Genomic DNA, 22,321 nt, shown 5'->3' on the forward strand with positions numbered 1-22,321 from the left:
AACCCTCCCACCCCGGTCGAGCAGCCAGAACGACCACTGCTCGCGAGGTGTGACCTGAGGCTAAGCCTCTTGCGTGGCCGGGGGCAAACCATTTTCCGGGTCGGATTCCGAACTTTTTTGCAGCTCAAGATCATCTACGCTGGCGCCAGCCACCAGCGCGGCCACCGACGGGCCGTAAAGGCCCAGCTTGCGTGGCCCGATCCCGGCGATCGCCAGCAGCTCGGCGTCGGTGCCGGGACGCCGCTCGGCGATCGCCACGAGCGTCGCGTCGGTGAACACCACGTACGCCGGCACCCGCTGCTCCCCGGCCGCCCGCGACCGCCAGGTCCGCAACCGCTCCAACAGCTCCTCGTCGAGATCCGACGGGCAGCCCGGACACCGGCCGAGCTTGCGGTCCACGCCGGCCAGCAGGGTCGCCCCGCAGACCCGGCAGGACACCGGCTGGCCACGCCGCCGCTGCGACCCGGCGCCCGCCGTACCGTCGCGCTTCGCTCCGCCGCCGGAGCCGCCGGAGCGGTCCAGCTGCGGCAGGAACCGGCACGGCCGCCGGGCCCGCCCACCCGGGGACCGCGACTGGCCGTACGACAACCACAGCCACTGCCGCGCCCGGGTCACCCCGACGTAGAGCAGCCGCCGCTCCTCCTCCAGCTGCTCCGCCGTACGGGCGTAGGTGGTGGGCAGCGTCCCGTCGGCCAACCCGACCAGGAACACCGCGTCCCATTCCAGACCCTTGGCCGAGTGCAGCGAGGCCAGGGTCACCCCGGCGACCGTCGGCACGTGCTGCGCCGCCGCCCGGCGGGCCAACTCGGCGCAGAAGTCGGCCAGCGACACCGGCCGTTCGCTGACCGCCGCCTCCCCCACCGGCACCACGACCGGCGTGGCGGCGACCTCCTCGGCCAACTGGACCAGCGCCGCCAGCGCCTCCCAGCGCTCCCGGGCCGCGCCGCCGGGCGGCGGCTGCCCGGGCGCCCAACCGGCCCCCTCCAGCGCGGCGACGACCGCCTCCACCAGCGGCGTCTCCCCCGGCGTCGACCGGACCGCCGCCCGCAACGCCACCATCGCCTGACGTACCTCGGCACGTTCGAAGAACCGCTCCGCGCCCTGCACCACGTACGGCACCGCCGCCTCGGCCAACGCCTTCTCGTACGCCTCGGACTGGGCGTTGGTCCGGAACAGCACGGCGATCTCGGCGGCCGGCGTACCGCCGGCGATGAGCTCGGCACAGCGGGCCGCGACCGCCGTCGCCTCGGCCGGCTCGTCGGTGAAGATCCGTACGTCCGGCTCCGGACCGGGCGGCCGTTGCCCGACCAGCTCCAGCCGCAACCGGGCCTCGGTGCCCCGGGCCTGCGCGATCACCGCGTTCGCCAGCCCGACCACCTGCGGCGTCGACCGGTAGTCACGGACCAGCCGGACCACCACCGCGTCGCGGTGGTGGCGGGCGAAATCGATCAGGTACGTCGAGGTGGCACCGGTGAACGAGTAGATCGTCTGGCTGGCGTCGCCGACCACGGTCAGGTCGTCGCGCCCGGCCACCCAGGCCTGCAGCAGCCGCTGCTGCAGCGGGTTGACGTCCTGATACTCGTCGACCACGAAGTGGCGGTACTGCGCGCGGACCTGCTCACCCACGTCCGGGTGCTCCTCGATGCCCCAGATCGCCGCGCGCAGCACGTCCTCGAAGTCGATCACCCCGGAGGAGCGCTTGATCTTCTCGTAGCCGGCGTACACCTCGGCGACCTGGGCCGGGTCGTGCGGTGTCTCGCGCAGCGCCTTGGCCGCCGCGACGGCGTACTCCCCCGGCTCGACCATCGACGACTTGGCCCACTCGATCTCGCCGGCCAGGTCGCGGGCCGCGGCCCGGTCGGTGCGCATCCCGACCCGCCCGGCGGCGAGCGTGACCAGTCGCACCTTGCTGTCCAGCAGCTCCGGCATCTGCCGACCGCCGAGCAGCCGGGGAGCAAAGTAGCGGACCTGGCGCAACGCGGCGGCGTGGAACGTGCGGGCCTGCACACCGCCCACGTCGAGCGCGCCGAGCCGGGCCCGCATCTCGGCGGCGGCCCGGGCGGTGAAGGTGACCGCCAGCACGTGCCGGGCGTCGATCTCACCGGAGAGCACCCGGTAGGCGATCCGGCTGGTGATGGCCCGGGTCTTACCGGTGCCGGCACCGGCCAGGATGCAGACCGGGGCGGCCGACGCGGTCACCGCCGTACGCTGCTCCGGGTCCAGCCCGGCCAGCAACCGCGCGACGCGCGCGGAGGCCGGCCCGCTCGCCGGCCCGGCGTCCGGGTCCCGGTCGGGGGTCGGGGCTGAGTTGAGGTTCGCGGCCACGGGTAGGAATCATCGCAGCCCCGCCGGACGTTGCACCGGACAGCCCGGGCACCGCCCGGGCCGATGCCCTGTCGCCGTATCCCGGAGGACCTCTCTGATGTTGACCATGTATTCGACCAGTTGGTGCGGCTACTGCCATCGACTGAAGTCGCAGTTCGACCGGGAGAAGATCCCGTACGAGGTGATCGACATCGAGCAGGACACCGCCGCCGCGACGTACGTGATGGGCGTCAACGGCGGTAACCAGACCGTCCCGACGATCCGTTTCCCCGACGGTTCGGCATTGACGAACCCGAGCATCGTTCAGGTCAAGCAACGACTCGCCGACCTCGGGGCGAGCTGAGTCGCACTCACGGTCCGTCCGCCGCCATGACGCACGTCGCTTTTGCTAACACGCCCCCCAGCGGACCCCACGAAGGCAGCAACCGGTCCATACTGTTTCGGGCCGCGACGCACAACGCCGCGACATAGGCGGATACCAACGGATCGGGGGGAGTTTCCGGTGCAGCCCGAGCAGCCCATACCCAGTCCGACGCTGCGTCGCCGCCGTCTCGGCAGCGAACTGCGGCGACTGCGGGAAAGCGCCGGGCTCACCGGCGAACAGGTGATCGAGCGGGTCAACTGGGCGTCCGCCTCCAAACTCTCCCGGCTGGAGAACGGGCGCAGCCGACCCGGCGTCGGCGACGTGATGGACCTGCTCGACCTGTACGGCGTCACCGGAGCCGATCGCGACGAGCTCGTCGCGATCGCCCGGGACGCCGGCAACACCCGGGCCTTTCTCAGCTCGTACAAGGTGATGACCAGCCGGCAGCGGGCGTACGCCGAGCTGGAGGCCGGGTGCACCGAGATCCAGGAGTACGGCGCGGTCATCATCCCCGGGCTGCTGCAGACCTCCGCGTACGCGAAGGTGCGGATCATGTCGGCCCGGCCCCTGGTCGGGCCGGGTGACCAGATGACGATCCTGCGCCAGGCGGCCAGCAGCAAGTCCGCCAACCAGAAACAACCGGCCGGTGCCCGCCGCCAGGCCGACGACCCCGACACCGAGGTAGCGGCCCGCCAGTCGCGGCAGTCCATGCTGCTGCGTGACAACGGGGTCCCGCGCTACACCGCGGTGCTGGAGGAGTCCGCGCTGGGGCTGCGCTGCGGCCCGCCGGACGTCATGGTCGCCCAGCTGCAACACCTGCGGGCCATGGCCCAGCTCGACAACGTCACGCTGCGGGTGCTGCCGCCGGGCGCGACGGTCGCCTCCTGGTACCTGTCGGAGACCGCCTTCTCGATCTACCACTTCGCCGACCCCGAGGATCCCAGCGCCGTCGCGATCGAGACCCTGGCCGCCGACATCATCGTCAACGACGCCCCCGTACTGGAACGCTACGGCCAGGTCTTCGACTGGCTCTGCGAGGCCGCCCGCAGCCCGGCGGAGTCGATCGACTGGCTCGCCGAGGAGATCGCCCGGCACGTCGCGGCCGGTGCCACCGAGCTCAGTGCCGTCGGTGACGACGAACCTTCCCCCGCCACCCCTGCCCCGCTGTCCCCGCCGGCCACCGGCGGGACAGGCCCCGGCCGACCGGCCGGGCCGCCGATCCAGCGTGGACCGCGCGAGCGTCCCACGCGCCGGACCGAGCAGGCGACACCGGAGTGACGGTGTGCCCTCGCCGGTCCGCTTCACAGCAAGGAGCAGGAATGAACCCAGCAGATCAGTCCGTCGTGCGGATCGTCGGCGGCGCCTCGCCCACCTGGCGCACCAGTAGCCGCAGCCAGAGCACCAACTGCGTGGAGGTCGGGGAACTGGCTGGTCGCAGTACGCCGGTGCTGATGCGCGACAGCAAGGACCGGTCCGGGCCGGTGCTGTCGTTCGACCGCACCACCTGGCGTGAGTTCATCGACAGCGCCAAGGACGGCGAGTTCGACCTGAGCTGACGGGCCGGTCGAGCCGGGTGGCCGCCGCCACCCCGACCCGGCTCGGTTCCCGCACCCAGCAGCGCGTGCACCGGTGTCGATATCCCCCGAACGGGCACCGGAGACAGGCCGATCGTCAGGTTTAACCGGTCTGCGATCCGGGTTCTCCCCTTATCGAGACACTCGATGGAAATTCCAGACAAGGATCTTTCGCGCGAGAAAATTTCGCATGCGGAATCGTCGCGGAACCTGTCGACTGTCCGATCATCGGTCACGGTTCCCGGAGTCGCCCATGCGATATCTGATCGTCCGCACGGAGATCCGCGCGGTCGCCCACCACGAACTCGTCACCGCCGTCATCGACGGTCGACGTGTCCGCGACGAACAGACCACTCCCGAGCAACGCCGACAGACGTTGCGCGCCACCGACCGCGAATCCGCGATGCGGCTGGCCCGCGCCCTGTCCACGGTCGGCTCGGTCCGCTCCGGCCGGCACCGGGTCAAGGTCGTTCCGGTGCCGGGCGATCCGACACCGACCGCGCCGCACTAGCTGCGGCCCCCGACGACCGTCGTCGCACCGGCCGGCCCCCGCCGCAGGGCGCGCCCGCCGCCACCGGGTCACGACGGTCCATGGCTTCGGCCCGTGGGCATCGCGGCAACGGTGTCCACGGGCCGGGGTCAGGCTGACAACAGGATCACCGGCCCGACATCCAGGGTCAGGCCGACACCCAGCGGCGGATCAGGAAGGCGGCGATCGACGCGGGTCCCGCCAACTGCACCTCGAATCCGTCGCCGGCATCGACCCGCTCCCCGGCCAGCACCGCCGCGAGCTGCGCCCGGGTGAACCAGTGGGCCCGCCGGATCTCCGCCGGATCCACCCGGACCGGCTGTTCGGCGTCGACCAGGCCCAGATAGCCGAGCATCAGCGTGCCCGGGAACGGCCACGACTGGCTCGCCACGTACGTCAACCCGGTCAACGTCACGCCCACCTCCTCGGCCACCTCGCGGGCCGCAGCCGCCTCCGCCGACTCGCCCGGCTCGACGAACCCGGCCAGGCAGGAGTAGAGCCGCCCCGCCCCGGCACCGGGCCGGTCGTGGTGGTTGGCCAGCAGACACCGGCCCGCCGGCCCGGCGACCCCGTCGGTCACCAGCACGATCACCGCCGGATCAGTCCGTGGCCAGTGCCGGGTGCCGGCGTCGTCGACCCGTGTCCAGCCGCCGTCGGCACAGCGGGTGCCCAGACCGGTCGACGACGCGTACGGATGCCGGGCATGCCAGCCGGCCAGCGCCGCCGCCGTCGTGAACAGCCCGGCGTCGCGGTCGCCGAGCAGGTGACCGACCTGCCGTACCGTGGCCAGCCGGGCACCGGCCGGCCACGGGGGCGACCCCGGTGACGGCTCCAGGGGCGCGTCGACGGCGAAGTACGGGGTGCCGTCGTCGTCCGTACCGAGAAAGATCCGCTGCTGCGCCGGCACCGCCGGCGCACGGTCCGCGTCGAGCAGAACCAACGCCACCCCGGCCCCGTCGTCGCAGACCACCGCCGGGCCGCCGGCAGCCGAGTCCACCACCAGCACCCGGGCCCGCGGCCACGCCTGCGCCAACCACTGCGGGTCGGTCCGGTGCCGCGCCGCCCGGTCGACCGCGCGCCGGGCCAGCGCCGGCTGGTCAGCCGGATCGCCGGTCGCGCCCTCCGGCGGCGGTACGTCGCTCACAGTGCGGTGCCGGGCAGCTCGACCTGCGTCAACGCGGCCACCGGCCCGGCGATGCGTGCCACGTCACCGAGCACCACACCCGACGCCCGCGCCGGCGCCAGGTAGCGGGTCGCCGCCTCGGCGACCTCGTCGCGGGTGACCGACGCCAGCCGGGCGATGTGCTCGGCGAGGAACTCCAGCGGCAGACCGAACCCGGCGTACGTGCTGGCCAGGCCGGCCAGCCCGGCCTGGGTGGACATGCCCAGCTGCAGGGTGCCGACCGCGTACTGCCGGGCCTGCTCCAACTCCTCGGCCCCGGGCGGCAGCGCCGCCAGCCGGCCCAGCTCGTACATCGTCTCCAGCAGCGCGGGAGCGGTCACCTCGGTCGCCACGTCGGCGGAGAGCATCAGCACCGAGCCGGCGATCGAATGCTCCACCATCGAGTACGGGCCGTAGGTGTAGCCCTTGTCCTCCCGGATGTTCTCCACCCAGCGGGACGAGAAGTAGCCGCCGAAGACCATGTTGGCCAGCTGCAACGCCGCGTGGTCCGGGTGCCGGCGGTCCACCGCCGGCAGCGCGATGCGCACCGACGACTGCACCGACCCCGGCCGGTCGACCAGCAGCAGCGGTGCCGGCCGGGGATCCGGTGCCGGCGGCAACGTCACCTGCCGTCCGACGGTGGACCAGCCGGCGAGCGCCTGCTCGGCGACGTCCAACGCCCGCTTCGGGGCCACGTCACCGACCAGCACCAGGTGCGCCCCGGCCGGCTGCACCCGCTCGGTGTGCAGCGCCCGCAGCGCCGCCGCCCGGACCGCCCGGACCTGCGCCACGGAGGGCGTCGGCTCGGCGTACGGGTGCCGTCCGTACAACCGGCGGGTCAACGCCGTCCGGGCCAGATGCGCCGGCTGGCTCAGCGCGACCTGAATCCGGTCGGCGAGCCGGTCCCGTTCGATCGCCACCTCGTCGGCCGGGTACGTCGCACCGGTCAGCACCTCGCCCAGCAGTTCGAGCATCCGCCGCAACCCGGTGACCAGCCCGGCACCGGAGATGAGCAGCCGGTCGGCGTCGAGCCCGGCGGCCAGTCCGCCACCGACCGCCTGCAGGTCGGCGGCGAGTCGCACACCGGAGCGCTCGGCGGTGCCGGAAAAGATCGTCTGCGACAGTACGGTGGCCCGGGCCAGCGGGGCCCGGGCGAACGGCACCCAGAGCCGGACCTCGACCAACGGCACCGTCGCCCGGCGGATCGCGATCACCCGCAGCCCGGTGTCCAGGGTCCGCTCGGCCACCGTGGGCACCGGCGGGGTGCGGGTCGGCCCCAGCGCAGGCAACGGCCGCCGGGGCTGCGGCTGCCCGGCCGTACCGGCGGCGGTCACCGGGCACCTCCCGCAACGATCTCGAGCACGGCCCGCCGATGCGGACGTAACGTGGCGGCGGCCTGCCTGATCTGCTCCTCGGTGACCGCGCCGATCAGCCGGGGCAGCTCGTTGATCAGCTCCGGGGCACCGCGCTGCTGCTCCAGCACCGCGATCCGCAGTGCGCGGCCGAGCACCGCGTCGGTGTCGCGCAGCAGGTGGGTCGCCATCCGGGCCTTGACCCGGGCCAGCTCGCCCCGGTCGAAGCCGTCGGTGACGAGCCGGTCCAGCTCCTCGTCGACCGCGGCGAGCACCCGGTCGGCGTCGCCGCCGGGCGGCAGGTGCGCCTGCAGCACCAGCACCGTCGGATCCCGTACGTCGAACGGCTCCCCCTCGAACGACAGGTAGCCGCCGACGCTGGTCACCGACCGGTCGACCCGGACCAGCCGGTCCACCAGCCGCGCGGCGTCGCCGTCGGTGAGCACCTCGGCGAGAACCACGTACGGCAGGTAGCCGGGCAGGTCGTCGATCGGGTCCGGCACTCGCCAGGCGACAGCGACCGCCGGCAACGGCGCCAACGCGTCGGTGTACGTCGTCCGGCGTTCGCCGGTCAGGTCGGGCTCGGTGAAGCTGGGCCGGGGCGGCGCGGGCCGGGCCGGCACGTCCCCGAAGTGCCGTTCGACCAGCGTCGTCGCCTCGGCGACGGAGACGTCGCCAGCGACCGCGAGCACCGCGTTGCCGCTGGCGTAGTAGCGGGTGAAGAAGTCGGCGGCCTCGCCGACCGTGGCGCTCTCCAGATCGACGAAGGACCCGTAACCGTCGTGCGCGTTCGGGAAGCTGTCGAACATCACCGGCGGCAGCAGCAGCCACGGGAACCCACCGTACGGTCGGTTGAGGACGTTGACCCGGATCTCCTCCTTGACCACGTCGACCTGGTTGCGCAGGTTCTCCTCGGTCAGCTGTGGGCCGCGCATCCGGTCGGCCTCCAGGAACAGCGCCCGTTCCAGCGCGTTGCTCGGCAGCACCTCGTAGTAGTCGGTGTAGTCGAGGTGGGTGCTGCCGTTGAAGGTGCCGCCGGAGCCCTGCACGTGGCGGAAGTGCGCCAGCTTCTCCAGGTTGGCCGAACCCTGGAACATCAGGTGCTCGAACAGGTGCGCGAAGCCGGTCCGGCCCGGCGGCTCGGAGCGGATCCCGACGTCGTAGACGACCGCGACGCCGACCACCGGGGCGCTGCGGTCCGGAGCGACGACCACCCGCAGACCGTTGGCGAGGGTGAACCGTTCCACCGGGTACGCGGTCGCCGGGATCCGCACTGTACGTGGTGCCACGCCACCGACCCTAGCCTGTCACCGCCGACCCGTGCCGCACCTGAGCCCAACGAGCGCTACTCGACGCGCACCGATGCGTACAGGTCCTCGACCATCCAGTCGAGGTGACGGTGGGTGCCCGGGATCGACAGGAACAGCACGGCCGCCGTGGGCCGCCCCACGTCGATGCAGGCCACCGCCACGAGTTCGTCGGTGGCCTGCAGCCCCGGCTGGGTGAAGTGCAACCGGAACACGGTCAACCAGGCGGGCCGACCGCCGATCGCGGTCCGCTCGTCACGGATCAGGTCCGCGCGGTTGGGCTGCGGGTAGTACTCGGCGCGGACGTCGGCGGCCACCTGCCGGCCGATGCATTCCAGATCGACGGTGAGCGCGTCGTTGTCGGCCACCGGCACGGCGGCGGACAGGATCGAGGCGTGGTAGTCGCTGAACCCGTTGTACTGCGCCTCGGTGACGAAGTGCTGCCCCACCTTGTACGGCACCTGCAGCGAACCGGCGTTCCACACCGCCCGCCACGGCTGCCACGGCTCGCCGTAGCTGGTGTAGGAGATGCCGGCGTCCGGGTCGACGGTGCGTGGCCCGGTCGGGTCCGGCAGCGCCGGCCCGGGGTCGGCCGGTGGCGGCGGTTCGCTCGCGGTGGGGGTGGCACCGGCACAGAGCTGCGCCAGCGGCGGCCGGACGTCGTCCGGCGGCGGCGGGGTCCGGAACGGATCCGGGTTGCCGCTGAGCACCAGCGCCAGGACGGCCACCAGGCCGACGGCCAGCACGGCCGCGGCGGCACCGCCGAACCACCACAGTCGCCGGTTGTCCGACCGTGGCGGGCCACCGGGCGGACCGGCCGCCGGTGGCGGCTGGGGCACCCCAGCACCGCCGGCCGGCGGGGGGTACGGCAGGCCGGGACGGGTGACCGCACCGGCGGCCCAGTCACCTGGCCGGCTGACCGCACCGGTGGCCCGGTCACCTGGCCGGGTGACGGCTCCGGTGGCCCGGTTCACGGCGGTCCCGGGCGGCGGCCGGTCCGGTAGCGGCGTGGCAGACATCTTCCTTAGTGAAACACCTGTGGTCGCGTACCCGGGCAGGGCCCTGGTCAGCGTGGCGGGGCCGCGTCGATTCCGGTCGTCGCCGGCGAGTGCTGCGGCGCGCGCATCTCGACCACGGACGGACTGGTGGTGGCCGCCGGTCCGACGTACCAGGGGGTGAGGACGGACGCCAGCGCCAACGCGACACCGAGCAGCGCGACGCCGACCACGAAGAGGACCTCCCTCGTCGCACTGGTGTCGGCGGCCATCTCCACAAGACCTCCTGCCGGGGTGACGCTCGGCGAGCCCCGTACTCGCGCGCCATCGACAGGATCCCGGCAACGCCCGTACCGTGCAGTCGGCCATCGGACGAAAAGCGTGGATGTCTCGCGGATCCGCACGACCGGACGATCATCGGCACGGTCCGTCCGGACCGCCCGGTCAGCGACACAGCCGGACCCGTCCGGCCGTACGGCCGACACCCGGCTGGTTACGGCCTGCGACACCTGGCAGGTTACTGCCGGCGAGCAACCGTGACGAGAGGTGACCAGTGAATCACGGCACGACAGGTGAGCGGAAGTCCCCACCGGGGTAGGTGGCCAGACAGGCGCCGGACCACGAGGTCGGGCGACCGCCGACGACGAGGAGACGCCCGTGACGGACCAGTTGGCGGAGACCGCCGCCCGGCCGGTACCCCCGTTCACCGACGGATACCCGCAGATCGCCGACCACGGCCTGATCGGCGACGGACAGACCGCCGCCCTGGTCGGCGTGGACGGCACCGTACGGTGGCTCTGCCTGCCCCGGTTCGACGGCCCGGCGCTCTTCGCCGGCCTGCTCGACACCGACCGGGGTGGTGCCTGGACACTGCGTCCCGCCGGGCTGCGGTCGGTACGCCAGGAGTACCTGCCGGACACGGCGGTACTGCGTACCGAGTTGCACACCGCCACCGGCAGCTGCGAGGTCCGCGACGCGCTGCTGGTGGCCGGCGCCAGCGCACCGACCGGCCCGGCCGGGTTCGGCACCGCCTGCGGTGAGCTGGCCCGGCTGGTCACCGTCACCCACGGCGAGGTGGACCTGGAGATCGGGCTGACCGGCCGGGGCGGACTGCGCTCGCGCGCCGACACCGACCAGATCCACCTCGAGTTCCCGGCCGGCGACGGTACGCCGCTGCGGCTGACCGCCAGCCGGCCGGTACCCGGACTGGACCGGCTGGCCGGCCGGGTGCGGCTGACCGCCGGCGAACGGCTCGGCCTGGTGCTGCGCTGGGCCGACGGGCAGACCCGCCACACCGACGCCGAGCAGGTGGCGGCCGCGCTGGACCGTACCGCCGACGCCTGGCGGGCCTGGGCCAGGGAGATCACCTACCGTGGCCCGTACACCGACCTGGTCCGCCGCAGCGCCATCACGCTCAAACTCTGCGACGACCACGACGGCGGCGCGGTCGTCGCCGCGCCCACCTCGTCGCTGCCCGAGGCGATCGGCGGCGAACGCAACTGGGACTACCGTTTCACCTGGGTCCGCGACGCCGCCTACACCGTGTACGCGCTACGCCGGGTCGGGATGGCCAGCGAGGCCGACGCCTTCCTGTCCTGGGTGCTGCGCGCCTGCACCCAGGACGGACGCCCCCGGGTGCTCTACACCCTCGACGGCACCGCACCGCCGACCGAACACCTCGACCCGCAGCTCGCCGGCTACCGGGGTTCGCGGCCGGTGCGCTGGGGCAACGCGGCCGCCGACCAGATCCAGCACGACGTGTACGGCGAGATCCTCGACTGTGCCTGGCAGTGGGCCCGCGCCGGCGGTGAGCTCAGCGACCAGCGGTGGGCCAGGCTGACCCGGTTGGGCCGCTCGGCGCTGGAGCACTGGCGTACCCCGGACCACGGCATCTGGGAGATCCGTCAGGAGGGCCGGCCGTTCACCTACTCGGTGGCGATGTGCCAGGTCGCGGCCGACCGGATGGCCCGGCTGGCCACCGCCACCGGCCGCCGCGACGAGGTGGAGCCGTGGCGGCGGGCCGCCGCCGAGATCCGCGACACGCTGCTCGCCGAGGCCTGGGATCCGGTCGCCGGGCACTTCACCGAACACCTCGGTCAGCCGGGCACCGTCGACGCCAGTCTGCTGGCGCTGCCGCTGCGCCGGGTCGTGGACCCGGCCGACCCCCGGATGGTCGCCACCGTCGACGCCGTCGTACGCCGCCTCGGTGCCGGCGGCGACCTGCTCTACCGGTACCTGCCGGACGAGTCGCCCGACGGGCTGGCCGGCCATGAGGGGGCGTTCCTGCTCTGCTCGTTCTGGTGGGTCGACAACCTGGCCGGCAGCGGCCAGCTGGACCGGGCGACCGAACTGTTCGAGCGGCTCTGCGCCCGGGTCAACCACGTCGGGCTGCTACCCGAGCAGATCGACCCCGCCACCGGCGCGTTCCTGGGAAACTTCCCGCAGGCGTTCAGCCACATCGGGCTGATCAGCAGCGCGGTCAATCTGGCCCGGTACGGAGGGAGGCGCCCGTGACTGCGACCGTGATCGTGCTCGGTGCCACCGGTGACCTGACCACCCGGTACCTGCTGCCCGGCCTGGCCCAGCTGCGGGAGCTGGGGCGGCCCGTCGACGGGCTGCGGATCATCGGGGTGGCCCGCGACGACATCGACGAACGGCAGTTCCGTCAGCGGATCAGCGTCGCCCTGCGCGAACACGCCCCGACGGTCGGCAACCGGGCCCGCGCGGCGCTGGCCGACGACGCCGGCTACCTGCACGGCGACGTCACCGACCCGGAGGTGCTGCAGGCGGCGCTGCGGGCCGCCCGTACCGGTGGGTCCGCCAGCCGGGGCGACGACGCGGTGGTGGTCTACCTGGCGCTGCCACACGGGCTGTTCGAACCGGTGGCGGTCGCGCTGGGCCGCTGTGACCTGCCGCCCGGTATCCGGGTGGTGGTGGAGAAACCGTTCGGCGAGGACCTGGCCAGCGCCCGGCGGCTGAACACGGTGCTGCACCAGGTGCTGCCCGACGACCGGGTGTTCCGGGTGGACCACTTCCTGGCCAAGCAGACCGTGCTGAACCTGCTCGGGCTGCGGTTCGCCAACCGGGTGCTGGAGCCGCTGTGGAGCAACACCCACATCACCGGCGTCGACATCGTCTTCGACGAGACGGTCGACGCCCAGGGCCGGGCCAGCTACTACGACCACGCCGGGGCGCTGCGGGACATGGTGCAGAACCATTTGCTGCAGCTGCTCACCCTGGTGGCGATGGAACCGCCGCTGACCATCGACCCGGCGGACCTGGCGGTGCGCAAACTCGACGTGCTGCGGGCGGTCCGCCCGATCCGGGACACTGACGTCGACCACTGCACGCTGCGGGGCCGCTACACCGCCGGCACGGTGACCGGCCGAGGCGGCGAACGGTCGGTGGCCGGCTACGTCGACGGGCCCGGCGTCGACCCGGCCCGGGGCACCGAGACGTACGCCGAGCTGACCGTCTACATCGACAACTGGCGGTGGTCGGGAGTGCCGTTCCGGCTGCGTACCGGCAAGGCGATGGCCGCCGACCGGCGGGAGATCGTGGTGCGGTTCGCGGACGTGCCGCACGCGATCTTCGCCGACCGGGACAGCCAGTGCAACGAGCTGCGGCTGCAGCTGGACCCGGACCGGATGTCGTTGAAACTCAACGTCAACGGCATCGGTGACCCGTTCGACCTGGAACCGGTCGAACTGGTCACCGAACTCGCCCGCCAGGCGCCCAGCCCGTACGGCCAACTGCTGATGGCGATCATCGAGGGCGACACCCGCCTGTCCGCCCAGGCCCAGGAGGCCGAGGAGAGCTGGCGGATCATCGAACCCGTGCTCGACGGCTGGGCCGCCGGGCGGTCACCGCTGCGGGACTACCCGGCCGGCAGCACCGGACCGCGACGCTGACCCCGCCGGCCGGCGGCGTCCGCCGGGGCGGCGGGCCGGGCGACGGGCCCCGCCGGAGCCGGCGGCCTGCGCCGTCGGCCGGGCGGGCGGGGCGGCCAGGGTGACCGGCACGCCGCTGGGCGTACGGGCCCCGGTGACCCGGGTCAGTTCCGCGTCGACCGGGCCGACCCGCGCCGACTGCGGACGGATCCGCGCCGCCGCGAACAGCCGGTCCACGTCGCGGCGCTGCTCCGGCAGGACCAGGGTGGCGACCACACCGGTCGCGCCGGCGCGGGCGGTCCGCCCGCCCCGGTGCAGGTAGTCCTTGTGGTCGGCCGGCGGGTCCACGTTGAGGACCAGGTCGAGGTCGTCGATGTGGATGCCCCGGGCGGCGACGTCGGTGGCGACCAGCGCGGTGACCTGCCCGGAGCGGAACTGCTCCAGGATCCGGTTGCGCTGGCCCTGGGACTTGCCGCCGTGCAGGGCCGCCGCGCGCACGCCGGCGGCGAGCAGCTGGCGGGCCAACCGGTCGGCCCGGTGCTTGGTCCCGATGAACATGATGACCCGGCCGTCGCGGGCGGCGATCGCCGCCGCCGTGGCCGGCTTGTCGGCCGCCGACACGTGGAACAGGTGGTGGCTCATCGCGGCGACCGTCGCCGTACCCGGGTCGACCTGGTGGGACACCGGGTTGCTGAGGAAGTCGCGGACCAGCCGGTCCACGCCCCGGTCCAGGGTGGCCGAGAAGAGCATCCGCTGCCCACCGGGCGCGACCTGGCGCAGGATCATGGTGACCTGCGGCAGGAAGCCCATGTCGGCCATCTGGTCGGCCTCGTCGAGGACCGCCAGGGTGACCTGGTCGAGGCGGCAGGCGCCCCGATTGACCAGGTCGTTGAGCCGCCCCGGGGTGGCCACGACGATCTCCGCGCCGGCCCGCAGCGCGTCGGCCTGCCGCTGCAGCGACAACCCGCCGACGACGGTGACGCAACGCAGCCGGGCGGCTCGGGCGTACGGTTCCAGCGCGGCGGTCACCTGCTGGGCCAGCTCCCGCGTCGGCACCAGGACCAGCGCCAGCGGCCGGCCGGCGGTGGCCCGGCGACCGGCGGTACGGGCCACCAGCGGCAGCCCGAAGGCGAGGGTCTTGCCGGAGCCGGTGCGGCCCCGGCCGAGCACGTCGCGGCCGGCCAACGAGTCGGGCAACGTGGCGGTCTGGATGGGAAACGGTGCGGCGATGCCGTTGGCGGTGAGGACCGCGCACAGGTTCGCCGGTAGGCCCAGGTCCGCGAAGGACGGGGTCTGGGCACGGGACAACGTGGTGGTGCTCATGATCGGGTCAGCCTTCCGCTGGTTTGGCACGTAGCGAGGAAGGCGCGACGGCGGCCGGGCCGCCAGCGGTCACAAGCACGAACCAGGTGTGTGTCTGCCGTAGCCCGGCCCCCACCGGATGGTGGGAGCCGGACCGCACGTACGGAAAGTACGAGGTGGTTCAGAGCGGGCGGATGTTGGCCGCCTGCGGGCCCTTCTGGCCCTGGGTGATCTCGAACTCCACCCGCTGGTTCTCGTCCAGGCTGCGGTAGCCGGAGGACTGGATGGCGGAGAAGTGGGCGAACACGTCGGCGCCACCCTCATCCGGGGTGATGAAGCCGAAGCCCTTGTCCGCGTTGAACCACTTGACGGTGCCTACTGCCATGTAACTGCTCTCCTTGACGGAACGATCGGTCCCGAGACTGCCTGCGGGCCGATGGGAGATCCGCGCTCGTCACGCGGATCGGCGTCGCGGTGCTGATCGCCCCATCCGGAACGTTCTCCGGACACAACAAAGAGCGCCTGGGCCGAGATCCCACAGGCGCTCGCACTGTCACTGTGACCGGCCGGTCGGGTGAACCCGAGGGCGGCACGGGGAACCAAAACTGCAACGTCGACCACGCTATCACGGATCCGGCGTTTCACCCAGCATTGGCAACTCACCGATCAGTGCGGCCAGGCCGGCCCGGTCCAGCAGGTCCGCCGGACGCACGGTGACCCCGTCGCGGACGTAGTGGAACGCGGCCCGGACCTGCTCCACCGGCACCCCGGCCAGATCCGCCCAGGCCATCCGGTACGCGGCGAGCTGCACCGTGGCGGCGGTCTCGGCCACCCCGGTCGGCCGGCGACCGGTCTTCCAGTCCACCACGTCGTACCGGCCGGCCGGGCCGGCGAAGACGGCGTCCATCCGACCCCGCACCACCACCCCGGCGATCACCGTGGCGAACGGGACCTCCACCTCGACCGGCACCCGGTCGGCCCACTCGCTGGCCAGGAAGCGCTCCTGCAGCTCCTGCAACGCCTCGTCCCCCGCGGCGTCGGCGTCGGCCGCGCCCGGCAACTCGTCGACGTCGAGCAGCCGGTCGGCCCCGAACCGCTGCTCCAACCAGGCGTGGAAGGCGGTACCCCGGCGAGCGTGCGGGTCCGGCCGGTTCGGCAGCGGCCGGCGCAGCGTACGGGCCAGGGCGAACCGGTCCCGGCGCAGCGCGACCAACTGCGACACCGACAACTGCTCCGGCAGCGGTACGTCGACCGGCCCGACGCCGTGGGCCAACTGGTCGCGTTCGGCGAGCAGGATCCGCGCCTCCCGCCACCAGCCGTCGGCGACGGCGGCATCGGCGGCGGCATCGGCGGCCGGCTGGTGCGCCCCGGCGGCGGCAACCGGGTGGTCCGCCGCCCGGTCCATCGCCTGCCGGACCAGCCCGGCGGCCTCGGCGATGCGCGGCCGCAGCGCACCCAGCGGATCCGCCGGCCACTCGGCCCGTACGGTCACCTCGTCGACCGGGTTCGTCGCCCCCGGCAGCGGCTCCGCCGCCCAGTGGTCCACCACTCCGGCCCCGGCCAGGCAGTCGTCGTGGATCTGCCGCAGGAACGCCGACGGCCCCCGGTGCCGCTTCACCCCGGCCCCCCACCAGTAGCCGGAGCAGAGCAGCAGCCGACGAGGACGGGTCACCGCCACGTACGCCAGCCGCCGCTCCTCCCGCTCGTCGTGCTCACGCCAGCGCTTGCCGAACTCGGTGAACTCGCGCTCCACCGCCTTCTGGTCCTCAGCGTCGTCGAGGTCGAGCACCGGCAGGCCGTCGGCGTCACCGCGCAGCGGGAACGGCAGCACGCCCAGGCCGTACAGGTAGTGGTCGGCGCCGCGCACCGACCCCGGCCAGACGTCGCGGGTCAACCCGGCGACCGCCACCACGTCCCACTCCAGGCCCTTGGCGGCGTGCGCGGTGAGGATCTGCACCGCACCGGAGACCACGTCGACCTCACCCGGGCTGAGCCCACGCTCCTCGTCCTCGGCGGCGGCCAGGAACGCCAGGAACGCCGACAGGGTCGCCGTGTCCGACTCGCCGGCGAACCGGGCCGCGACGTCACCGAGCGCGTCCAGATGCCCCCGGGCCAGGCCGGCGTCCCCACCGCCGGCCCCGCCGGCCCGGACCGCCACCTCCACGTCCAGGCCGGTGGTCCGCTCCACGTCCGCGATCAGATCCGGCAGCGACTGGTCCAGGCGTTGCCGCAGCAGGGCCAGCTCCCGGCCGTACGCGCGCAGCCGGGCGTAGCCCTCCGCCGAGTAGAGCTGGGCCGGCCCCGGATCGGCCAACGCCTCCACCAGGCTCGCCTCGTCCAGGTGGTCGACGACGATCTCCGGCTCGGCGGTGCCCGAACGGGGCAGCTGCCGGCGGGCGTCGGCGATCGCCCGCGCCCGCCGGTGCAGGGCCACCAGGTCCCGGGGACCGATCCGCCACCGGGCACCGGTGAGCAGCCGCAGCAGGGCCGCGCCGTCGGTCGGATCGGCCAGCACGCGCAGCGTACTGACGACGTCACGGACCTCCGGGGTGTCCAGCAGGCCGCCGAGACCGACCACCTCGACCGGCAGCCCACGGGCCCGCAGCGCCGCCTCGATCGCCGGGATCTGACTGCGCACCCGGACCAGGACCGCGCTGGTCGGGCGGGACTCGACCGGGATCTCGTCACCTCGGCCCGGATCCGCGCCGGCCGCCCCCCGCCAGGCCGCCAACATCCCGTCGGCGATCCACTCCGCCTCGTCGAGCACCGTGTCCAGCAGCGCGCAGTGCACCGTCGCCGCCGGCGCGCCACGCGCGGTGCGGCCCGGGATCGGCGGGTCGACCTTCGCGGCGGCCGCCAACGCCGCCACCCGCGCCCCCGCCGAGCGCAGCGGGCCGGACAGCTCGTTGGCGACGCTGAGGATCTCCGGCCGGTTACGCCAACTCGTGGTCAACGTCAGCGCCCGGGCCGGGGTACCGTCGACCCGGGCGAACTCGCCCGGGAAGCGGTCCAGGGTGCCGGCGCTCGCCCCCCGCCAGCCGTAGATCGACTGGCACGGGTCACCGACGGCGACCACCGGATGCCCGCCGCCGAACAGCGACCGCAGCATCACCACCTGGGCGTGGCTGGTGTCCTGGTACTCGTCGAGCAGCACCACCCGGTAGCGGTCGCGTTCCAGCTCGCCCACGGCCGGATGGTCCCGGGCCACCTGCGCCGCCCGCGACATCTGGTCGCCGAAGTCCATCGCCTCGAAATCGGCCTTGCGCTGCTGGTACGCCCGGACCAGCGGTAGCAGCCGCAGCCGGATCTGCTGGATGGTCAACGACCGGCGCACGTCGGCGTAGACCCGACCCGGCCGCGACTGCACCTCGGCGAAGAACCGGCCGGTCCAGCCGGCCAGCTGGTCCGGGGTGACCAGGTGCTCGGCCAACTCGCCGGCGAGGGCGAGGACGGCGTCGGTGACCGTACCCGGCGCCCGGTCCACCTCGGACATGTCACCGTCGTAGTTGCGGACCAGGAAGTCGACGATCTGCCAACGGGACGCCTCGGTCAGCAGCCGGGCCGACGGCTCGAAGCCGGCGCGCAGCCCGTGCTCGGTGACCACCCGGGCCGCGTACGAGTGGTAGGTGGCCACCACCGGCTCGCCGGACAGCGGATCCTCCTCCGGCCGGCGACCCTGCCGGCCGAGCTGGCGGACCAGCTGCCCGAGCCGGGTACGGATCCGGTGGGCCAGCTCCCCGGCCGCCTTACGGGTGAACGTCAGACCGAGCACCTGCTCCGGGCGTACCTGGTCGTTGGCGACCAGCCAGACCACCCGGGCGGCCATCGTCTCGGTCTTGCCGGACCCGGCACCGGCGACCACCAGCAGCGGCTCCACCGGGGCAGCGATGATCGCCGCCTGCTCCGGCGTCGGCGGCGGCAGCTTCAGCAGCCGGGACAGCTCCTGCGGGGTGTAGCGGGGCCCGGCGTCGGCCCGACGACGCGGCGACGGGGTGGCGGCGAAGAGCGACTGCTGGGTCATCCGCGCTCCTCTGACTTCCCGGCGGGCGGCGGCCCCCCGGGCGGCGGCCCGGCCGACGGTGGTTCCACGACCTGCCGGCCCTTGCCGGAGACCGGACAGCTGGTCTTCACCGGGCAGACCCGGCAGGAGGAGTTGGCCACCGCCGAGAACGTCGAGGCGGCCATCGTCTGCGCCGTGCGGCGGACCATCGCCGTCGCCCAGCCGGCGTCGTCGGTGTCGGCCAGCGGCTCCTGCTGCTGCTCCTTCGCCTCCTTCACCGGGGTGCCGAGCTGCACCAGGGCGGCGCCACCGGAGTCGTCGCCGTACTCGACGAACGCCCCCGCCTCGACCGCCGCCTGGTAGGCGCCCAGCTGCGGATGCTCGGCCAGCTCGGCGGCGGTCACCGCGGTCGACTTGCCGGTCTTGAGGTCGATCACCACGAGCCGGCCGTCGGCGTCGACCTCCAGCCGGTCCACCCGACCGGTCAGCTCCACCGGCCGGGTCGGGTCGTCCAGCCGTACGGTGAACTCGTGCTCGATGGCGAGCAGCCGGCGCGGGTTGCCGGCCAGCCAGCGCAGCAGCTTGTCCACCATGCCTTCGGCGCGGGCCAGCTCCGGACCGGCCATCCAGCGGGCCGCCAGGTCGATCGCGTCGAACCGGGCGGCGACGTACTCCAGCAGTTTCGCCCGGTCGACGCTGGCGTCCTCGGCGAGCATCGCCGCCGCGTGCACCAGGTTGCCGACCCCGGCCGCCGCGCTCGGCTCGCCCCGCCCGCCGTGGCGTTCCAGCAGCCAACGCAGGCTGCACCGCAGGGCGCTCTCCATGGTCGACGGGGTGACCCGCACCGGTTCACCGTCGTCGACCAGCGGCCGGTCGTCGGACAACGGCCGCAGCCCCCACCAGTCGTCGGGGTGGGCGCCGGGCACCCCGGCGACGGCCAGCCGGCCCAGCACCGCCGCGGCCTCGTGCCGGCGCGCCGGCGCCGCCGCCTGGTCGGTGACGACGGTACGCAGCTCCGCCACCAGCGCCGGCAGGGTCAACGACCGGGGCGGCCGGCCGACCGGCAACGTCGCCGGTTCCTCGCCGTCGGCGTCCACCGCCGACACCCCCAGCTCGTGCAGGAACCGGCTCGGCTGCTCCTCGTGGTCCAGGCCGCCGACCCCGGCGGAGGCGACCGCCGTCACCAGCAGCCGCCGCCGGGCCCGGGTCACCGCCACGTAGAACAGCCGACGTTCCTCGTCGAGCAGCGCCGAGGTCTGCGCCACCAGCGACGCGCTGAGCCCGGCCCCGTCGGAGCGGCCGCTGAGCACGTCCACCAGCCGTTCCGAACCGAGCAGGCTGCCGCGCAGCCGCAGGTCCGGCCAGACGCCCTCCTGCACCCCGGCGACCGCCACCACGTCCCACTCCAGGCCCTTGGCGGCGTGCGCGGTGAGCAGCCGGACCGCCTCACCCCGGTCCCCGGCGGGCGCCAGGGTGTCGGCCGGCAACTGCTGGCCGAGCACGTGGTCGAGGAAGACCTCGGTCCGGGCACCCGGCAGCCGGTCGACGAACCGGGCCGCCGTGTCGAACAACGCCATCACCGCGTCGAGGTCCCGGTCGGCGGCGGCGGCCCGCCACCGCGCCCCGGTGTCGCTCACCCCTCCGGCCGGTACGGCACCCGCCGGCCCGCCCTGGGTCCGGCCCCGCACGATCGCGCCGAACCAGCGGTCGGCCAGCCCACTGGCCTGCCACACCGCCCAGAGCACGTCCTCGACGGTCGACCCCGGCCGGGCGGCGGTCTCCCGGGCGGTGGCCAGCAGCGAGGCGACCGCCTGCGCCGGGGCCGCCCAGCGGCGTTCGATCGCCGCCAGCTCCGCCGGATCCCGCAACGCGTCGACCAGCAGCTCACCGGAGGGGCGTCGGTCGCCGGCGGCCAGCGCCAACGCCCGCAGCCCCTGCCGCAGTCGCCGTTCGGCCAGCGGATCCGCCCCGCCCAGCGGGGAGTGCAGCAGCGCCACCGCCGCCTCCTCGTCGAGCCGGGCCGGCTCCAGGGCGCAGCGCAGCAACAGCAGCAGCGGCGCCACCGCCGGTTGCCGGTGCAGCGGCAGGTCCTCGGCGTGCACCACGGTCGGTACGCCGGTGATGTGCAGGGCCCGTTGCAGCGGCGGCAGTTGCAACGTGGTGGACCGGACGATCACCGCCATCCGCGACCAGGGCACCCCGTCGACGAGGTGTGCCACCCGCAGCGCGTGGGCCAGGTAGCTGGCCTCGCTGGTCGCCGAGCGGAACACCCGTACCTGGGCGTGGTCGGTCGCCGCCGACCCGCCTGGCGGCGGGGCGGCCTGGCCCGGCTCGGCCTGGGCCGGTGGACGCAGGTCACGGTGGCCGGCCGGACCCCGCAGCCGGCGGGCCACCCGACGCGTCACCGCCAGCAACGCCGGGTCGGCCCGGTAGCAGACCGGCAGCACGATCTGCCGGGCCGGCGCGCCCGACGCGGTCCGCAGCCGCAACCCGAACGCCGGCACGATGCCCGGATCGGCGCCCCGGAACGCGTACGTCGAGGAGTCCGGGTCGGCGAACGCCACCAGCGGTCGGCCACCGCCGGCGATCAGCTGCAGCAGCTCCACCTGGGCAGGATCGGTGTCGGCCAGCTCGTCGACGTAGACGAAGGCGAGCCGACGGCGCTCCGACTCCAGCAGCTGCGGGTCGTCGACCAGCAGCCCGGCGGCGGCCCGGACCAGCTCGGCGTGGTCGTAACCGATCGAGCCCCGGTTGCTGACGTCACGCAACGCCAGTACGGCGACGTACTGGCGCAGGAAGCGGGCGGCCGCCGGCCAGTCCGCCCGGCCCAGCCGCTCGCCGAGGCGGGCCAGCTCGACCGGCCCGACCCCCCGTTCGGTCGCCCGCTGCAACAGGTCACGCAGCTGGGTGGCGAACGCCCGGGTCGGCAACGCCGCCCGCAGGTCCGCCGGCCAGCCCACCGGGTCACCCAACTCGTCGCCCGGTGGCGGCTCGGCGGTCCCGGTGACGGTCCCGGTGGCGGTCGTGGTGGCCTCGCCCGGCTGCGGGCCGGCGACGTCCAGCAGCTCCCGGATGATCAGATCCTGCTCGGGGCCGGTGAGCAGCCGGGGCGAGGGCTCACCCCGCTCGGCGGCGGCCCGGCGCAACAGGCCGAACGCGTAGCCGGGAAACGTGCGTACCAGCGGTTCGTGCAGCACCCGCCGCGACCCGCCGGCGACGGCCGCCTCGATCCGCCGCCGCAACGCCACGGCCGCCCGCCGGTTGAAGGTGAGCACCAGGATCCGTTCCGGGTCGGTCCCTTCGGCGACCCGGGCGGCGACCGCTGCCACCAAGGTGGACGTCTTGCCGGTGCCCGGCCCGCCGACCACCAGCAGCGGACCGTCGGTGTGCGCGACCACGGTCTGCTGCGCGGGGTCGTCGAGGCGCGCCGGCGCGGCCGGGGCCGGCCGACGGACCAGCCGGTACGCCTGCACGCCGCTCATCTCACCACGACGCGGCGACACCACGCGGCGCGCGGGTCC

At 74.0% G+C, this 22,321-nt stretch carries 16 protein-coding genes; 6 read left to right on the top strand and 10 right to left on the bottom strand.

Annotated features, from left to right (window positions below; all coding sequences use genetic code 11):
* Window positions 1-60: 60 nt before the first annotated feature.
* Window positions 61-2,235 (bottom strand): ATP-dependent DNA helicase UvrD2, encoded by a 2,175-nt coding sequence (locus ACN28F_RS09560; protein WP_289211093.1) that lies wholly within the window; start codon window positions 2,233-2,235, stop codon window positions 61-63.
* Between the two features lie 187 nt (window positions 2,236-2,422).
* Between ACN28F_RS09560 and ACN28F_RS09565 the strand changes: the two genes are divergently transcribed.
* From ACN28F_RS09565 to ACN28F_RS09580, 4 genes are all read left to right on the top strand, one after another.
* The gene (locus ACN28F_RS09565; protein ID WP_282225713.1) at window positions 2,423-2,668 is read left to right on the top strand and encodes a mycoredoxin; all 246 of its coding nucleotides are present in this window, start codon (window positions 2,423-2,425) and stop codon (window positions 2,666-2,668) included.
* Window positions 2,669-2,827: 159 nt separating this feature from the next.
* Window positions 2,828-3,967 (top strand): helix-turn-helix domain-containing protein, encoded by a 1,140-nt coding sequence (locus tag ACN28F_RS09570; RefSeq protein WP_289207682.1) that lies wholly within the window; start codon window positions 2,828-2,830, stop codon window positions 3,965-3,967.
* Window positions 3,968-4,008: 41 nt separating this feature from the next.
* Window positions 4,009-4,245, top strand: a complete 237-nt coding sequence (locus ACN28F_RS09575) for a DUF397 domain-containing protein (RefSeq protein WP_282225711.1) — start codon at window positions 4,009-4,011, stop codon at window positions 4,243-4,245.
* A gap of 271 nt (window positions 4,246-4,516) precedes the next feature.
* A complete protein-coding gene (locus ACN28F_RS09580; protein WP_289207683.1) occupies window positions 4,517-4,774 on the top strand; it encodes a hypothetical protein in 258 nt (85 codons plus the stop codon).
* Window positions 4,775-4,940: 166 nt separating this feature from the next.
* Here the strand turns inward: ACN28F_RS09580 and nudC are convergent, their stop codons facing one another.
* Genes nudC through ACN28F_RS09605 form a run of 5 tightly spaced genes read right to left on the bottom strand, consistent with a single transcriptional unit; the run spans window position 4,941 to window position 9,880 of the window.
* Complete coding sequence (gene nudC, locus ACN28F_RS09585; protein ID WP_289207684.1) at window positions 4,941-5,936, bottom strand: NAD(+) diphosphatase; 996 nt, start codon at window positions 5,934-5,936, stop codon at window positions 4,941-4,943.
* Window positions 5,933-7,288, bottom strand: a complete 1,356-nt coding sequence (locus tag ACN28F_RS09590) for a M16 family metallopeptidase (protein WP_289207685.1) — start codon at window positions 7,286-7,288, stop codon at window positions 5,933-5,935. Before ACN28F_RS09590 ends, nudC begins: the two co-directional genes overlap by 4 nt.
* A complete protein-coding gene (locus ACN28F_RS09595; protein ID WP_421357505.1) occupies window positions 7,285-8,595 on the bottom strand; it encodes a M16 family metallopeptidase in 1,311 nt (436 codons plus the stop codon). Before ACN28F_RS09595 ends, ACN28F_RS09590 begins: the two co-directional genes overlap by 4 nt.
* Window positions 8,596-8,651: 56 nt before the next feature.
* Entirely contained in the window at window positions 8,652-9,632 is a 981-nt protein-coding gene (locus ACN28F_RS09600) for a hypothetical protein (protein ID WP_289207687.1), read from the bottom strand.
* A gap of 47 nt (window positions 9,633-9,679) precedes the next feature.
* Entirely contained in the window at window positions 9,680-9,880 is a 201-nt protein-coding gene (locus tag ACN28F_RS09605; protein ID WP_289207688.1) for a hypothetical protein, read from the bottom strand.
* 385 nt (window positions 9,881-10,265) lie between these two features.
* Here ACN28F_RS09605 and ACN28F_RS09610 point away from each other — a divergent pair, with 385 nt between their 5' ends.
* Entirely contained in the window at window positions 10,266-12,122 is a 1,857-nt protein-coding gene (locus ACN28F_RS09610; RefSeq protein ID WP_289207689.1) for a glycoside hydrolase family 15 protein, read from the top strand.
* Entirely contained in the window at window positions 12,119-13,519 is a 1,401-nt protein-coding gene (locus ACN28F_RS09615; protein ID WP_289207690.1) for a glucose-6-phosphate dehydrogenase, read from the top strand. The genes ACN28F_RS09610 and ACN28F_RS09615 overlap by 4 nt, the downstream gene beginning before the upstream one ends.
* On the opposite strand, the gene ACN28F_RS09620 is transcribed toward ACN28F_RS09615, so the two are convergent.
* From ACN28F_RS09620 to ACN28F_RS09635, 4 genes are all read right to left on the bottom strand, one after another.
* On the bottom strand, window positions 13,472-14,821 hold the full coding sequence (locus ACN28F_RS09620) for a DEAD/DEAH box helicase (RefSeq protein WP_289207691.1): 1,350 nt from the start codon (window positions 14,819-14,821) through the stop codon (window positions 13,472-13,474). The two genes, ACN28F_RS09615 and ACN28F_RS09620, sit on opposite strands and share 48 nt — an antisense overlap.
* A gap of 160 nt (window positions 14,822-14,981) precedes the next feature.
* On the bottom strand, window positions 14,982-15,185 hold the full coding sequence (gene cspE, locus ACN28F_RS09625) for a transcription antiterminator/RNA stability regulator CspE (RefSeq protein ID WP_123605346.1): 204 nt from the start codon (window positions 15,183-15,185) through the stop codon (window positions 14,982-14,984).
* A gap of 240 nt (window positions 15,186-15,425) precedes the next feature.
* Window positions 15,426-18,821, bottom strand: a complete 3,396-nt coding sequence (locus tag ACN28F_RS09630; RefSeq protein WP_289207692.1) for an ATP-dependent helicase — start codon at window positions 18,819-18,821, stop codon at window positions 15,426-15,428.
* Window positions 18,818-22,282: an ATP-dependent helicase gene (locus ACN28F_RS09635; protein WP_421357506.1), complete on the bottom strand. Its 3,465-nt coding sequence runs from the start codon at window positions 22,280-22,282 to the stop codon at window positions 18,818-18,820. The genes ACN28F_RS09630 and ACN28F_RS09635 overlap by 4 nt, the downstream gene beginning before the upstream one ends.
* Window positions 22,283-22,321 lie beyond the last annotated feature (39 nt).

Source organism: Solwaraspora sp. WMMA2101 (assembly GCF_049179175.1).
In the GTDB taxonomy this organism is placed as follows: domain Bacteria; phylum Actinomycetota; class Actinomycetes; order Mycobacteriales; family Micromonosporaceae; genus Micromonospora_E.